This is a genomic window from Allobosea sp. 2RAB26 (genome assembly GCF_052115465.1).
Classification (GTDB): Bacteria; Pseudomonadota; Alphaproteobacteria; order Rhizobiales; family Beijerinckiaceae; genus Allobosea.
In genome coordinates this window covers 13,293-27,318 of sequence record NZ_JBFRGS010000003.1, presented here as the reverse complement: position 1 = coordinate 27,318, position 14,026 = coordinate 13,293, and the positions used below count along the sequence as shown (strand labels likewise).

At 66.0% G+C, this 14,026-nt stretch carries 11 protein-coding genes; 1 reads left to right on the top strand and 10 read right to left on the bottom strand.

Annotated elements, in window-relative coordinates; translation table 11 throughout:
* Nucleotides 1–5 precede the first annotated feature (5 nt).
* The 7 genes from AB4118_RS05825 to AB4118_RS05795 all read right to left on the bottom strand — a co-directional run bounded on the left by AB4118_RS05825 (nt 6) and on the right by AB4118_RS05795 (nt 8,718).
* On the bottom strand, nt 6–1,301 hold the full coding sequence (locus AB4118_RS05825) for a M16 family metallopeptidase (protein WP_441488866.1): 1,296 nt from the start codon (nt 1,299–1,301) through the stop codon (nt 6–8).
* A 58-nt stretch (nt 1,302–1,359) separates the two neighbouring features.
* Nucleotides 1,360–2,652: a M16 family metallopeptidase gene (locus tag AB4118_RS05820; protein WP_441488865.1), complete on the bottom strand. Its 1,293-nt coding sequence runs from the start codon at nt 2,650–2,652 to the stop codon at nt 1,360–1,362.
* 101 nt (nt 2,653–2,753) lie between these two features.
* Nucleotides 2,754–3,413 (bottom strand): hypothetical protein, encoded by a 660-nt coding sequence (locus AB4118_RS05815; RefSeq protein ID WP_441488864.1) that lies wholly within the window; start codon nt 3,411–3,413, stop codon nt 2,754–2,756.
* Nucleotides 3,414–3,499: 86 nt separating this feature from the next.
* Nucleotides 3,500–3,988 carry a signal peptidase II gene (gene lspA / locus AB4118_RS05810; protein ID WP_441488863.1) on the bottom strand — a complete coding sequence of 163 codons (489 nt, stop codon included), beginning with the start codon at nt 3,986–3,988 and terminating at the stop codon, nt 3,500–3,502.
* Nucleotides 3,985–6,984, bottom strand: coding sequence for an isoleucine--tRNA ligase (gene ileS, locus AB4118_RS05805; protein WP_441488862.1), 3,000 nt, complete (start codon nt 6,982–6,984; stop codon nt 3,985–3,987). The genes lspA and ileS overlap by 4 nt, the downstream gene beginning before the upstream one ends.
* A 206-nt stretch (nt 6,985–7,190) precedes the next feature.
* A complete protein-coding gene (locus AB4118_RS05800) occupies nt 7,191–8,174 on the bottom strand; it encodes a bifunctional riboflavin kinase/FAD synthetase (RefSeq protein ID WP_441488861.1) in 984 nt (327 codons plus the stop codon).
* A gap of 100 nt (nt 8,175–8,274) precedes the next feature.
* Nucleotides 8,275–8,718, bottom strand: coding sequence for a MaoC family dehydratase (locus AB4118_RS05795; RefSeq protein ID WP_113515314.1), 444 nt, complete (start codon nt 8,716–8,718; stop codon nt 8,275–8,277).
* A gap of 254 nt (nt 8,719–8,972) precedes the next feature.
* On the opposite strand from AB4118_RS05795, the gene AB4118_RS05790 reads away from it, so the two are divergent.
* Nucleotides 8,973–9,356, top strand: a complete 384-nt coding sequence (locus tag AB4118_RS05790; protein WP_043231142.1) for a response regulator — start codon at nt 8,973–8,975, stop codon at nt 9,354–9,356.
* Nucleotides 9,357–9,369: 13 nt separating this feature from the next.
* Here AB4118_RS05790 and AB4118_RS05785 read toward each other — a convergent pair whose 3' ends face one another.
* The 3 genes from AB4118_RS05785 to AB4118_RS05775 form a co-directional block, all read right to left on the bottom strand.
* On the bottom strand, nt 9,370–10,239 hold the full coding sequence (locus AB4118_RS05785) for a TIGR01459 family HAD-type hydrolase (RefSeq protein WP_441488860.1): 870 nt from the start codon (nt 10,237–10,239) through the stop codon (nt 9,370–9,372).
* Nucleotides 10,240–10,338: 99 nt separating this feature from the next.
* Nucleotides 10,339–11,808: an EAL domain-containing protein gene (locus AB4118_RS05780; protein WP_441488859.1), complete on the bottom strand. Its 1,470-nt coding sequence runs from the start codon at nt 11,806–11,808 to the stop codon at nt 10,339–10,341.
* Nucleotides 11,809–11,960: 152 nt separating this feature from the next.
* On the bottom strand, nt 11,961–13,751 hold the full coding sequence (locus AB4118_RS05775) for a hypothetical protein (RefSeq protein WP_441488858.1): 1,791 nt from the start codon (nt 13,749–13,751) through the stop codon (nt 11,961–11,963).
* Nucleotides 13,752–14,026 lie beyond the last annotated feature (275 nt).

The following is a 14,026-nucleotide window of genomic DNA, read 5'->3' as shown; positions in this document are numbered from 1 at the left end:
CGCCGTCAGACGAGGCCGACGGGCCGACCAACGGCCTGCACAAGCAGGCGCGGGTCGCCGAAGAGCCGTTGCGCAACGCGCTTGATGTCGGCGAGCGTCACGGCGGCGAAGAGCTGGTTGCGCTCGGCGAGGAATTCCGGGCCGAACCCGTTCACCGCCAGGCCCAGCAGCTCGGCAGCGATCTTCGGCGAGGTATCGAAGCGCAGGGGATATGAGCCGATGATGTAGCGCTTGGCCTCTTCGACCTCGTGCTCGGTCGGCCCCTCGGAGGCAAGCTTCATCATCTCCTCGCGAATGACGGCAAGCGACTCGGCCGCGCGGTCGTTGCGCGTCGCAGTGCCGCCGACCAGCATGGCGCTCTCGCGCAGCGGCAGCAGGCTCGACGACACGCCATAGGCAAGGCCGCGCTTCTCGCGCACTTCAAGGAACAGGCGCGAGGTGAAAGCGGAGCCACCCAGGATATGGTTCAACACGCTGGCGGTGATGAAATCCGGATCGCGGCGCATCAGGCCCGGGCCGACGAAGCGCAGCACGGTCTGCGGCACATCGAGATCGATGACATGCGTCTCGCCGAGGCCCTGTACGGGAACGGGTTCGGTCGGGACCGGTCGAGCCGTGCCGATCGGGAGCGCGGCAAAGAGCTGATCGAGCCGCTGCGCCAGTTCTTCCGCCGTGATGTCACCGACCACGACGATCTTGAGGCCGGCGCGGGTCAGCAACTCGCGCGAGAGCGACTTCAATCCGGCGGGCTCCGTGCGCGAGACGCTGTCGATATCGCCCTTCTCCGGACGGCCATAGGCGTGGCCAGGATAGGCCGCCGCATAGAGAGCATTGCGGCAGAGCGTCTCCGGATTCTGCGCCTGACGCTGCAGGCCAGCGACGACCTGCGACTTCACGCGCTCCACCGCATCAGCATCGAAGCGCGGCGCGTTCAGCGCCAAAGCCAGCAGCGAGAACGCCTCGTCGCGATGGCGCGACAGGGTCTGCAAATGGCCGTGGAAATCGTCGCGACGGGCGTCGAAGCCCAGGCTGATGGCGTGGTCGGCTAGCCGGCCGTGGAACGCTTCCGCGTCGAGATCGCCAGCCCCCTCATCGAGCAGGCCCGAGACGAGATAGGCGCTGCCCGCGGCATTGGCGGGGTCGCGTGTCGCACCACCGTCGAAGGCGAAATCGATCGCGATCAGCGGCAGGCTGTGCTCCTCGACAAGCCAGGCTTCGATACCGGAGGTCGAGCGGACCTGCTGGACCGCCACCGAGGGACCGGCAAGCGTGGAACCCGGGGTGGGGATGGGCGCGTTCATGTCGCTTCCTAACGGTGGGACGGTGTCACCCCACCCGCATGAGAAAGGGGGCGCGGACTCAAGCTGCCGGCAAGAGCAGCCCGGTGACCGAACGGTCGGGCCGCAGATAGCGGCGCGCGGCCTCGATGACGGCCTCGCGCGTCACGGCTTCGATCCGTTCCGGCCAGGCCAGGACGTCCTCGACGGTTTCGCCGACGGCCAGCGAGGCACCGAAGATACGAGCGAGCGAAGATTGGCTGTCCCGGGCGAAGATGGTCTCCGCCACCAGCCGCGTGCGGGCGCGGCTCAACTCGATCTCGCTCGGCCCATCGGCAAGGAAGGTCGCGAGCGCCGCATCCAGGCCAGCTTCCAGCGCAGCCATGTCGATGCCCGGGCGTGGGCTGGTCGACATCTGAAAGGCAGCGCGATCGACCATCGAGCCCATGAAATAGGCGCTGGCACCGGCCGCGAGCTCCTGCTCGACGCAAAGCTGGCGATAGAGCCGCGACGTGGTGCCGCCGCCGAGGATATCGGCCACCAGTTCGAGCGCGAATGCCTCGCTGCGATCGCCGCTGAGATAGGTCGGCGTGAGCCAGCCCCGCCGCAGGGACGGCTGGCGCACACGCGGGTCGCTGAGCGAGACCCGGCGCGCTGCGCGCGGAGCGGGCTCGGCCGGGCGCTTGCGCACCGGGGCCTGTCCACGCGGCGCGATCTGGCCATAGGTCGCCTCGGCAAGCGTGCGCACCTCGTCGAGATCGGTGTCGCCGGCGACGACCAGGATCGCGTTCTCCGGCGTGTAGAAGCGCTGATAGTAGGTGAAGGCGTCGTCGCGCGTCAGGCCCTCTATCTCGTGCTCCCAGCCGATGATCGGCGTGCCATAGGGATGATGCACGAAGAGCGCGGAGGAGAACTCCTCCCCCAGTTGTGCAGCCGGGTCGGCATCGACGCGCATGCGTCGCTCTTCGAGCACGACATCGCGCTCGGGCGCGACCACGCTCTCATCGAAGGCGAGCCCGGTCATCCGGTCCGCCTCGTAGTCCATCATGGCGCGCAGATGTTCCTTCGGCACGCGCTGGAAATAGGCGGTGTAATCGAAGGAGGTGAAGGCGTTCTCCTGGCCGCCATAGCCCGCGACGATCTTGGAGAACTCGCCGGCCGGCCAGCGCGCCGTGCCCTTGAACATCAGGTGCTCGAGGAAATGCGCGATGCCGGACTTGCCGGCCGGATCATCGGCCGAGCCGTTTCGGTACCAGACCATATGGGTGACGACCGGCGCGCGCCTGTCCGGCACGACCACGACGTCAAGCCCGTTGGCGAGCCTGAAGGCTTCGACTGGAACCGACAAGCGTGCAGTCGGAGTATGAACCGTCATTTCAGGGTGGCACCTTCGCGGCAGGAGTGACCTTCGATATAGGCGCGATTACGCGCCGCGCCAGCGCGCGGCGCTCGCCATCACGGTTTTTCAGCGAAGGGTCAGGGCGTGCTCGGCGACGGCAGACCCTGCACGAATTCCTTCTGGCCCGTGCTGTTGGTGTCTTCACGCGGCCCGCCCCGACCGGGTCCGAGCGGCGCCGTACCAGCCGGCTTGCGGTAGCCGGTCGGCGGATCGCTCAGCAAGCGGCGCTGCGGCTCCTGGCCATGAACCAGGTTCGAGGTATCGGTGGCAGCCTGGCGCGCCGCCAATTCACGACCGGCACGGATCGGACCGATATTCTCCTCGAAGGTCTTGCTCTGGGTCTCCGGTGGTGCCTGAACCTGTCCGCCGGTCACGCGACCGCGACGCAGTTCCTGCTGGCTGAGCAGCGGGGTCTGGTTCAGCTTGTATTTCTCGCGCTCGGTCGCCGGAATCAGCGCGTCCTTGGCGTCCGCACGGCGGGCTGCAACATCGGGATCATTCGGCCATGCAGCCGTACGCTGCGAGGCCGGATCTTGCGGACGCGGCAAGGCGGAAGACGGCGGCACCACCAGCGGCGGGCGCTGGCGATACTCGATATCGGGCCCCTCCCCCGGCATCAGTCCAAAGGTCCGCATGGCGTTCTGGAAAAACATGCCTTCCTGAGCCGAGGCGGGAAGCGCGGCCGCGATCATGCTCCCAGCGAGCAGGATGCGGATTGCGCGAGCGCGATTGGCCATCTCAAAACCTCCGTGAAGGAACCTGCGTTCCTGTCCGTGTTTCGCCGTGTTGCACCAAGGGAAGGGCAAAAGCATGGCGACGCGCCTCAAGCCTGTGCAGACTTTGAGGCGTCAGGGCGGAAGGACTCATACAGGAGACCGAGCACACCGACAACGATAGCCGCATCGGCAATGTTGAAGATGTACCAACTGAAGCTGCCATAATGCAGGTGAACGAAGTCGACGACGGCACCGTACACAGCCCGGTCGACGCCGTTACCAAGCGCGCCGCCGACGATGAGTGCGAGACTTGCGACCGTCAGCCGGTCCGTTGCCCGCCACATCCAGCGGCTAAGCCAGATCGCCGCGACGACGGAAAGCAGCACCAGCAGCCAGGGCCCGAGGTTCCCCTCCTGCTGGAACAGCCCATAGGAAATGCCGCGGTTCCAGGCCAGCACGATGGTCATGAAGGACGTTAGGTCATAGGGACCGGTTTCACCCAGGTGCAAACCGAAGACCAGCCAGAGCTTCAACGCCTGGTCCAGCACGAAGACCAGCGCGACGATCCAGATCCCGAAGCGGCGCAGCGACGTCATCGCCCGGCCGCCTTGCCGAGCTCCCGCAAGGCCCTGGCGTCGCGCGGAGTGACATCGGGATGGTCGCGCTCGGCGGTCGCTGGATCGAAATACTTCCAGGAGCGAGCGCATTTCACGCCGCTGGCCCGGACCGGGACGACCGCGACGCCGGGCACCTCCGGAAGCCGGAAGCCATCCTCGGGCCCTTCGCCCGCAACAATCTTGACACCCGACGTGATGCAGATCTCGGCGAGATCGACCCCCGACAGCGCCGCCAGCAGGTCGGGATCGGCGATGTGAACCTCCGGCGCGGCTTCGAGCGACGAGCCGATGCGCTTGGCCGCTCGTTCCAGTTCGAGTGCCCCGGTGACGACACGCCGAACGCGGCGGATCTTGCTCCAGCGCTCGGCCAGCTCCGGATCGAGCCAGCTCTGCGGAGCCTCGGCAAAGGCTTCGAGATGCACGGAGCCACCCAGCGTCTTCTGCTCCGGATAGCGCTCGAGCCAGGCTTCCTCGGTGGTGAAGACCAGGATCGGCGCCAGCCAGGTTGCGAGACAGCGCAGGAGATGGTCGACCACTGTCAGCGCACTCTTGCGGACATGGCTCGAGAGCGGGTCGCAATAGAGCGCGTCCTTGCGGACGTCGAAATAGAAGGCGGACAGCTCCGTGTTCATGAACTGCGAGAGCAGCGTCACGACCCGCTTGTAATCATAGGTCCGATAGGCCTCCTCGACCTGCGGCCCGAGCTCGGCAAGGCGGTGCAGCATCAAGCGCTCGAGCTCGGGCATCGACGCAGGCGAGGCGACGCGGATGTCCTCGCTGAAATGCGCGAGCGTGCCGAGCATCCAGCGCATGGTGTTGCGCAGCTTGCGGTAGGTCTCGACGAAGGTCTTGAGGATTTCCTTGCCGATGCGCAAATCGTCGGAATAGTCCGCCGCCGCGACCCAGAGGCGCAGGATGTCGGCGCCGGATTCCTTGATGACGTCCTGCGGCGCCGTGACATTGCCCTTCGACTTCGACATCTTCTCGCCCTTCTCGTCGAGACAGAAGCCGTGGGTCAGCACGATGTCATAGGGCGCCCGGCCGCGCGTGCCGCAGCTTTCGAGCAGGCTAGAGTGGAACCAGCCGCGGTGCTGGTCAGACCCTTCCAGATACATCACCCGGTCATTGCCGCCCTCGCCGCGCCGGCGGGCCCGCAGGTCCGGCCGCTTCTCCAGGGTGAAGGCGTGGGTCGAGCCTGAATCAAACCAGACATCGAGCACGTCGGTGACGCGCTCATACATCTGCGGATCGTAGCCGAAGGGCTTCAGGAAGCGCGCTCCGTCGACATCGGTGAACCAGGCATCGGCCCCCTCGCTCTCGAAGGCATCGGCGATGGCAGCGTTGACCCTCGGATCGACGAGGATCGTGCCGCTGTCCTTCTCGACGAAGACGGTGATCGGCACGCCCCAGGCGCGCTGGCGCGAGACAACCCAGTCAGGGCGGTTGGCGATCATGCCGGTGATGCGGTTCTCGCCGGCCGCGGGAACCCATTCGGTTTCCTTGATCGCCCTGAGCGCGCGGTTGCGCAGCGTATCGACATTGCCACCCGGCGTGGACGGAACATCGGGACCGCCGAGCGCTTCGCCGAGCGGCTTGTCCATGGCGATGAACCATTGCGGCGTGTTGCGGAAGATGACCGGCTTCTTCGAGCGCCAGCTATGCGGGTACTGATGCTTCAACCGGCCGCGCGCGATGATGGTGCCGCTCGCCGCCAGCGCCTTGATCACGGCGTCGTTGGCGTCGCCCTTCTCGCCCTTGTCGGTGATGACCTGCCGGCCCTCGAAGCCCGGCGCATCCTTGGTGAAGCGACCATCGGCATCCACGGTGTAGGGGATATGCGTATCGATTCCGCGCTCGGCGAGCTTGCGGCCGCTCGCCATCCAGATATCGAAATCCTCGCGACCATGGCCGGGAGCGGTGTGGACGAAGCCCGTACCGGCATCGTCGGTGACATGGTCACCGTCGAGCAACGGCACATCGAAGTCGTAGCCGTGGCCGCGCAGCGGATGGGCGGCGGTCAGGCCATTCAGCTCGGCGGCATCGACATCGCGCACCAGTTCGAAGGCGTCGACCTTGGCCGCCTTGAACACGCTCTCGGCCAGGGCCTTCGCCAGCACATAGGTCGCGCCGACCTTCGCCCAGTTGCCCTCGGCCGCCGCGGTCACCCGATAGAGCCCATAGGCGATCTTGTGGTGGAAGGAGATCGCCCTGTTGCCGGGGATCGTCCAGGGGGTCGTCGTCCAGATCACGACCGAGGCGCCGGCCAGAGCATCCGCTCCCGACGCGACGGGAAAGGCCACGAACACCGTATCGCTCGTATGCTCCTCGTACTCGACCTCCGCCTCGGCCAGCGCGGTCTTCTCGACCACCGACCACATCACCGGCTTGGAGCCGCGATAGAGCTGGCCCGTTTCGGCGAACTTCATGATCTCGCGGGCGATCTGCGCCTCGGCCGGGAACGCCATGGTCAGGTAGGGATCGGCCCAGTCGCCCTCGACACCGAGGCGCTTGAACTCCTCGCGCTGAACATTGACCCAGTGCTCGGCAAAGGCACGGCATTCCTTGCGGAATTCAACGACCGGCACATCGTCCTTGTTTAGGCCCTTGGCCCGGTATTGCTCCTCGATCTTCCACTCGATCGGCAGGCCGTGACAATCCCAGCCCGGGACATAGTTGGCATCATGGCCGAGCATCTGCTGCGAGCGGACGACGAGGTCCTTCAGCACCTTGTTGAGCGCATGGCCGATATGGAGATGGCCGTTCGCATAGGGCGGGCCATCATGCAGGATGAACCGGTCGCGGCCCTTCGCGCTCTCGCGCAGCTTGCGATAGAGCTCGATCGTCTGCCAGCGGGCGAGCAGTTCCGGCTCGCGTTGCGGCAAGCCGGCGCGCATCGGGAATTCGGTCTGAGGCAGGAACAGCGTCTGCGAATAATCAACGCTTTTCGATGGGGCGGAATTGGATTGGTCGTTCATGATCCGGCTCGGGCAGCTGGACTGGCGGGCCATGCATGGCTGGCGCGTCACCGGTCCTTAAGGACAAGGGAAAGCGGCGGTCATCCCGGCTTGCGCGGACGCCTGCGATCAGCGCAGGGCAGCGTCAGCCGGGCCCGTAATTCGCCGGAGCAATTCTATGATCTGGGCGCAATGAGCGAGCATGAACGGCTTCTAACAGGGGCAGGTTAAGGAAGGAAGGGCGGTGTTTGCGCCAGAATGGCGCGGGCCCGGGCACTGTCCTTGTCCATCTGCATGATGAGGGCTTCGAGCGAGTCGAATTTTTCCTCGCCCCGCAGCCAGGCGATCAGTGCGACATCGACGATCTTGCCATAGAGATCGCCTGCGAAATCGAAGAGGAAGGTCTCGAGCCGCGGCGCACCGTCATCGAAGGTCGGGCGACTGCCGAAGCTCGCCACGCCGTCGCGCCAGATGCCGTCGACCTTCATCCTGACGGCATAGATGCCGAATTTCAGGCGGCAATCACGGGCGAGATGCATGTTGGCGGTGGGGTAACCGAGGTCACGCCCACGCTTGTCGCCATGGGCGATCTCGCCGCGCACGAACCAGGGCCGCCCAAGGAACGCCGCTGCGCGGCCGACATCTCCGGCTTCCAGCGCGGTGCGGATCAAGGTCGAGGAGACCGGCTCCCCCGCCCAGGAATAGGGCGGGACCACCGTGACCGGGACACCGCGCGCGCCCGCCCTCGCCTGCAGCATCTCGGGCGAGCCGGCGCGGCCCTTGCCGAAATGGAAGTCGTAGCCGCAGACGAGCCCCCCGACGCCGAGCCGCTCGAGCAGCAGGTCATCGACGAAACTCTCGGCGCTCACGGCCGCAATGGCGCGATCGAAGGGCAACACGAAGCTTCGCTTCAGCCCGGCCTGGGCGAGCAGCTCCCCCTTGACGTCGGGCGGCGTCAGCCGAAAGACCGGCTGCTCGGGGCTGAAGACCGATCGGGGATGCGGCTCGAAGGTGAAAGCGGCAGCCTCGCGGCCCTGCTTGGCCGCCATGGCGACCGCGACATGAGCGAGTTCGGCATGGCCGCGATGGACACCGTCGAAATTGCCCAGCGCCAGCACCGCTCCGCGCAAGCTGTCCGGAACCGGGCTGTCGCCATCGAGGACGAAAACATGAGGCCGGCCTGAAGAAGGCGCGGCGGCAGGACGGGTCATGGCACGAAGGGTTCCGCCTCGGCGGGGCACGCCCGCGCGCGGCAGTCAATGGCGGTTCAGGCCAGCAGCGTCAAGGACACCGGACGCAAGCCCCCCTGCTTCAGGCCTTTGGCTTTGCCGGCGGCAAGGCGACCCAGGCCTCTCCCTCGAGCACGGCCTTGCCGTCGACGACACAGTCGCAGAACAGGCGCGCGCGCCGACGCTCGGCAACGAGTTCGACCACTTCGACCCGCGCCGTGACGACATCGCCGATCTTGACTGGAGCGAGGAACGTAAGCGTCTGCGACAGGTAGACGGCGCCCGGCCCTGGCAATTTCGTGCCGAGCAGCGCGGACACGAGACTCGCGGTCAGCATCCCGTGCGCAATGCGCTGGCCGAACTTCGTGCCCGCCGCGTAGCGCTCGCAAAGATGGATCGGATTGGCGTCCCCCGAGAGATCGGCGAAGAGCGAGACATCCCGCTCCATCACCGTGCGCATCAGGCTTTCGCTTTGGCCGATCGCGAGGTCTTCGAAAGCATGAACCTGATAGGAGACTGCGTTCATTGGTCCGGCTGCCGATGCAATTTCGATGTGCCGCCCTTGTTGCGGCGCAACATAGAATGCCACAGCCCCGGCGCCTCGGCCATGCGACTTTGGTGCCGCCGCCGGAGCGATGCTTCCCCTACGTCAGTTTTCGTTCAAATTAACCGCTTCGAAACGCCAGTGCCCTATCACTCCCGGCATGGTCGCCACTCACTGAAGGCGGTCCGCGCGCGGGTATTGCCCCGCGCTGCAGTCGTTACGCTTGGAGCACCAGAATGGCTCTCGATCCGTCCATGCCCATCCTCGTGGTCGACGACTACCAGACGATGGTCCGGATCATTCGGAACCTGCTCAAGCAGCTCGGATTCGAGAATGTCGACGATGCGTCGGACGGCTCGACCGCCATCGCCAAGATGCGCGACAAGAAATACGGCCTCGTCATCTCCGACTGGAACATGGAGCCGATGACCGGCTTCGAGCTGCTCCAGCGCGTGCGCGAGGAAGATGCCCTCGCGACGACGCCGTTCATCATGGTCACGGCCGAATCCAAGACCGAGAACGTCATCGCCGCCAAGAAGGCCGGCGTGAACAACTATATCGTCAAACCGTTCAACGCCCAGACCCTGAAGGTCAAGATGGAAGCGGTCTGTCACGCCTGAGCGTGGCCGATCGTCACCAGACGAGTTGCGGAATCGCGTAATCCGGGCGGGCATGCTGCCCTGCGAACCAGCCGTGGCGCTCTTCCCACGATTTCTCGACAAGATCCTGGGCGTGAATGCCCGCCAGCACCATCACGCTCGCCGCGCCGAAGGCGTTCGCCCCGGCGATGTCGGTTCGAATGGCATCACCAATTGCGCAAATCCGGTCTGGCGGAACGGGCTTGCCACGCCGCGCTTCGGCGATATGCAGCGCCATTTCATAGATCGGGCGATGCGGCTTGCCGGCATAGATCACCCTGCCGCCGATCTGCTCGTACGCCAGCGCGAGCGAGCCGGCGCAGGGCACGATCTTGCCACCGCGATCGACCACCAGATCGGGATTGGCGCAGATCATCACGAGATCCCGTGCGACGAGATCGGCAAAGAGGCCGGCATAGGTCTCGGCCGTCTCGGTCTCGTCGTCGAACAATCCCGTGCAGAGCACGTAGCGCGCGTCCGCGGGTGAGACGCGCGGCGCATCCAGCCCGGCGATCAGGGGCAGGTCGCGGTCAGGGCCGAGCATGAACACTGGCTCGCCGGACCGTTCCTCGATCAGCGCCCGGCAGACATCGCCGGAGGTCACGATCGCATCATAGGCAGCCTCCGGCACGGCAAAGCGCGCGAGCTGGACCTCGATTTCACGGCGGGGACGGGGAGCGTTGGTCACCAGCACGACGGAAACACCGCGTTCCCGCATCGCAACCAGCGCATCGCAGGCGTCCTGATGAGCTGCCACGCCGTTGTGAACGACACCCCAGATATCGCACAGGCAGAGATCGAACCGGTCGGTGATTTCGGAGAAACCGCTCAATGCGACGGTGGGCGCGGTCTTGGCAGGCTGCAAAGCGGTCAACTCCCCTGAAACCAATTGGGCTATGCGGCGCGACGGCAGCGCGGCACGGTGCCGGTTTAGGCCGTAGCAACGGGCAGCGATAGGGTTTTGTCAGGCGCTGGCGCGGCGTAGCACGGCGCGGAACGGCAGGCGCTCCGGCGCCGGGCCTTTCTGCGCAGGCCCGCTCGGCGGGGCTGGCAGCGCTGCCACAGGCGATGTGCCGGCGGTGGGATAGCCCAGAATCTCGGCCGAGATCCGCGCGGCGGGCTGCTCGGGCTCGGGCACCTGAGCGGCGGATTTCGCCGGCTCGGGATCGGCAAAGACCTCCGGCTTGACCGGTCGCGGCGGTGAAATCACCAGCCCCTGGGCATAGGTCACGCCAAGCTCGATCATGTCCGCGACAGTCGGATCATCCTCGATCTTCTCGGCGACGAGGATGATCGAGGCCCGCGCGAGCTGAGCCGCGAGATCGGCGGCGGCGATATCGATCGAGGAACGTTCGGCTTCAGCCTGCAGCAGGGCGGCCGGCACTTTCACGAAGCGTATGCCGCGATCATGCAGCGATGCCGGGTCGAACCGAAGATCGCCGACATGGTCGAGCGCGAAGCGCACGCCATTGGCGGACATCGCCCCGAGCAGGCCAAGGCTGGTCGGCTCCAGGGCGCGGAAGACGCGCTGCGGCATCTCGAGCACCAGATGGCCGGCGTGCTCGCGATATTTCTCGAGGATACGGGAGAGGGTCACCAGAGCCTGCGACGAGGCCCAGGTTGCGGCGCTGAAATTACAGGCCACGAACAGGCCGCCGTCCTTGGATCCCAGATGGCGCGCGATCGCCAGCGTACGTGTCAGCACCAGTGCATCGAGCGTCGGACCGAAACCCCGCTCCTCGACGATCGCCAGGAATTCGGCGGGGAGCAGCAAGGTGCTCTCGTCGAGACGCAGACGGACCAGCGCCTCGTAGCCACGTGTCCGGCGCTGCGGCAACTGCACGATCGGCTGGAGATGGACCTCGACCTTGCCCTCGGCCAGCGCGGTGCTGATGATCGCGGCCCGTTCATCGGCAGCGCGCAGCTGCTCGGCCTGAATGGCCTCCGCACGCGCGGCCGCAAGCGCCTCGCGATGCGCAATACGGGCAAGCTCGGGAGCAGGCGCGAGCGGCGGCGGGGGAGCGGTTTCGGCATTGCGCCGGGCCTGCGCAGCCGAGAGTTGCGTGTCGTGATCTGCCAGCGTCGTTGCGACTTGCTGCAACAGGTCGCCGAGCAATCCGACCTCGGCCGTCAGTTCATTGATCGCAGCGCGTGCGGGCGCGGCATCGGCCTCGCTCATCGGCAGTTGCTCGACACGCTGCGCCAAACTGTCAAGCCTGATGGCGTTGGTAGCCAGGCGAACCTTGACCTCGCCGATCGCCGCGAAGATCTGCTCGCGCTGCGCAAGGACACGTCGCTCGTAGAAGATCGCGGATGCCGCCAACCCTGCCCCCGCCAGCAGGAGGCCGGTGGCGTTGGCCAGCGCTCCCGGCAAGGCGAGAACCGCGAATGCGCCAGCCGCCACGCCGGTCACGGCACTGGCGAGAGGATGCAAGGCGGTAAGGCGGACAGGGGCCAAGGCGACGACCGCGCGAAAGAGGTTGCTGGGGAATGGAAGCGACGAATCACTCTGCTACCCGACATTAACCGTCTGTTCACGCGCATGCGAGGGCCATGGACGAAAAGCGGCGACGGTCGGGAATTCGCTTAGTGAACGCCGCTGGCTTCAAGCCGACGCGGCCCGAGATCCGACATGATCCGGTCGATGACGGCTTCGCTGAACCCCATCCGCGACAGGTAAAGCCTGGCGTCGATCGCGAAGAGCGGAGCCGCCTGCGCCAGCCGTCGCAGGGCCGCTGAAACGCCCGGCTCATCATGCTTTCCCGCAAAGTGGAGGGCTCGGCCAAGCAAGCTGAGCGGACTGTCATCGGCGACGAAAATGGCGGCATGCGCATCCGCGAGCTTGTCATTGCCCATCAGATGCTCGGCCAGGAAGGCGTAGAAATCGTACCAGGCAGGACGGCCGCTGCTGGATGCCACAGCCCGCTGCAGCAGCGGCAGGCCTTCCGCAGGCTGACCGATCTGAACATAGCGCGCGCCGAGATCGGCCATGATGTCGGGATCGTAGGGATTGCGGACGAGCGCGGCCCGGCCCGCCCTGAAGGCATCTTCATAGGCGCCACGTGCGAAGTACACGTCCATCATGGCCTGCTGCGCGCGTGCGCTGGACGGCGCCAGCCTGACCGCCGTCAACGCGGCGCTCAAGGCGCGATCGAGCGGCGAACCAGGCAGTGGATTGAGTCCGGCGGTGTATTCGTCGACCGTCAGCAGGGCGAGCTGCGACCAGGCGGGATGGAAGGCAGGGTCGCGCTCCAGAACTGCCTCCAGGCAGTTGCGGGCGGCCAGGTGATCTTCGGCGCGCATGGTGCGGCGGATATTCAGCGCCTGGAAGACACAGCGCATCGGCGACGCCGTCATCGTCTGGCGATAGTCGGCGTGAATGATGCCGAAGGGCTCGGCAAGCCTGACTGCGAGCCGTCGGGCGATCTCGCGCAATTCCGGAGCGTCCTCGCCCTTCGGCAATGTCCGGATGGCAGACGTCGTCCAGACCACACGACCGTCCTTGACGGAGCGCAACCGGCCGAAGCCTTCCGTCGCCCCGCCTTGCCGCGTCGCATTCATCTCGAAGACATAGTCGGCGCCGCTATAGAGGTCCGCGCCGGCGGCCGGCGTACGAACGGTAACGAGATCGTCGAACCGAGCCAGGGCATCGACCAGGAGCCGGGTGAAGGCCTGTACCAGCCCCGCCAGCTCCGGATCGTCGGCCGCGCCGCTCAGCGATACGACGACCATCGGCAAATGAGCCGACGCGCTCGATCCCGCGCGACGCGCCGCCTCCTCGATCAGCTGAGCCTGGCGCACCAGCGGGTCGGGCTGCGGTGTCGTCTCCAGCGGAGGGAGGTAGTGCCAGGTGGCAAGAGGCACGATCACGAGGACCAGCGCTAACACGGCGAGCCAATGCCCGAGCCTGAAACCGGGCCTGCTCGGCCGCTCAGGGACCGGCAGCTGGGCCGCCCTGGCGTCGCCGGGCGCCATGCGCTCCTGCGCCGGCTCGGCGAGCATCCCGGCAGCCCCAAGATGCTCAAAGACAGGGACGTAAGCGCCGACCGGCATGGAAATGCGGATCGTGTCGTCGGCGCCATCGCCCTGATAATACTGGCCTAGCGCTCTGCGCAGACGACCGGCCTCGACCCTGACGATGGGGTCGGACTGCGGGTCGAAATCTGCCGGTCGGCCGAAGGCCTCAACCGCAATGGTGTAACCCTTGAGTTCCGAGCTGCGCCCTTCGATGCGGCGCTCCACGATGAAGTTCAGAAATGCGGAGAGCTGCGGTGCACTGCGAAACGCATCCGATGTCAGGATGCGTTCAAGGGCCTCACGGACAGCGAGAGCCTCCGGGTCTGCGAGCCGGTCGGTATCCTGACTGCTCTCGACCATTGGGGTTTGGTCCAGTTTGTTCCCCCCTTCATCCAAACTACGCCAAAACCGACGTTACGTCATTCGCAACGTCGAAGCGACCGGGCGACCGCGGCGCGCAGTGGTGCCCCGCCTCGCCCGCAATTTACAGCCCGCTTTGCGCTGTTAGGTTGAGAGAAGCTTAATTGTACAGGATGCGGCCGACAGCCTTCGTCTCGCAGCCGGGCGAAAACCCTCGTGATTTCGAAGCATTCTGCATGCCATTCGGCGTGTGCCGGCTGGTCAAGCAGACCCGG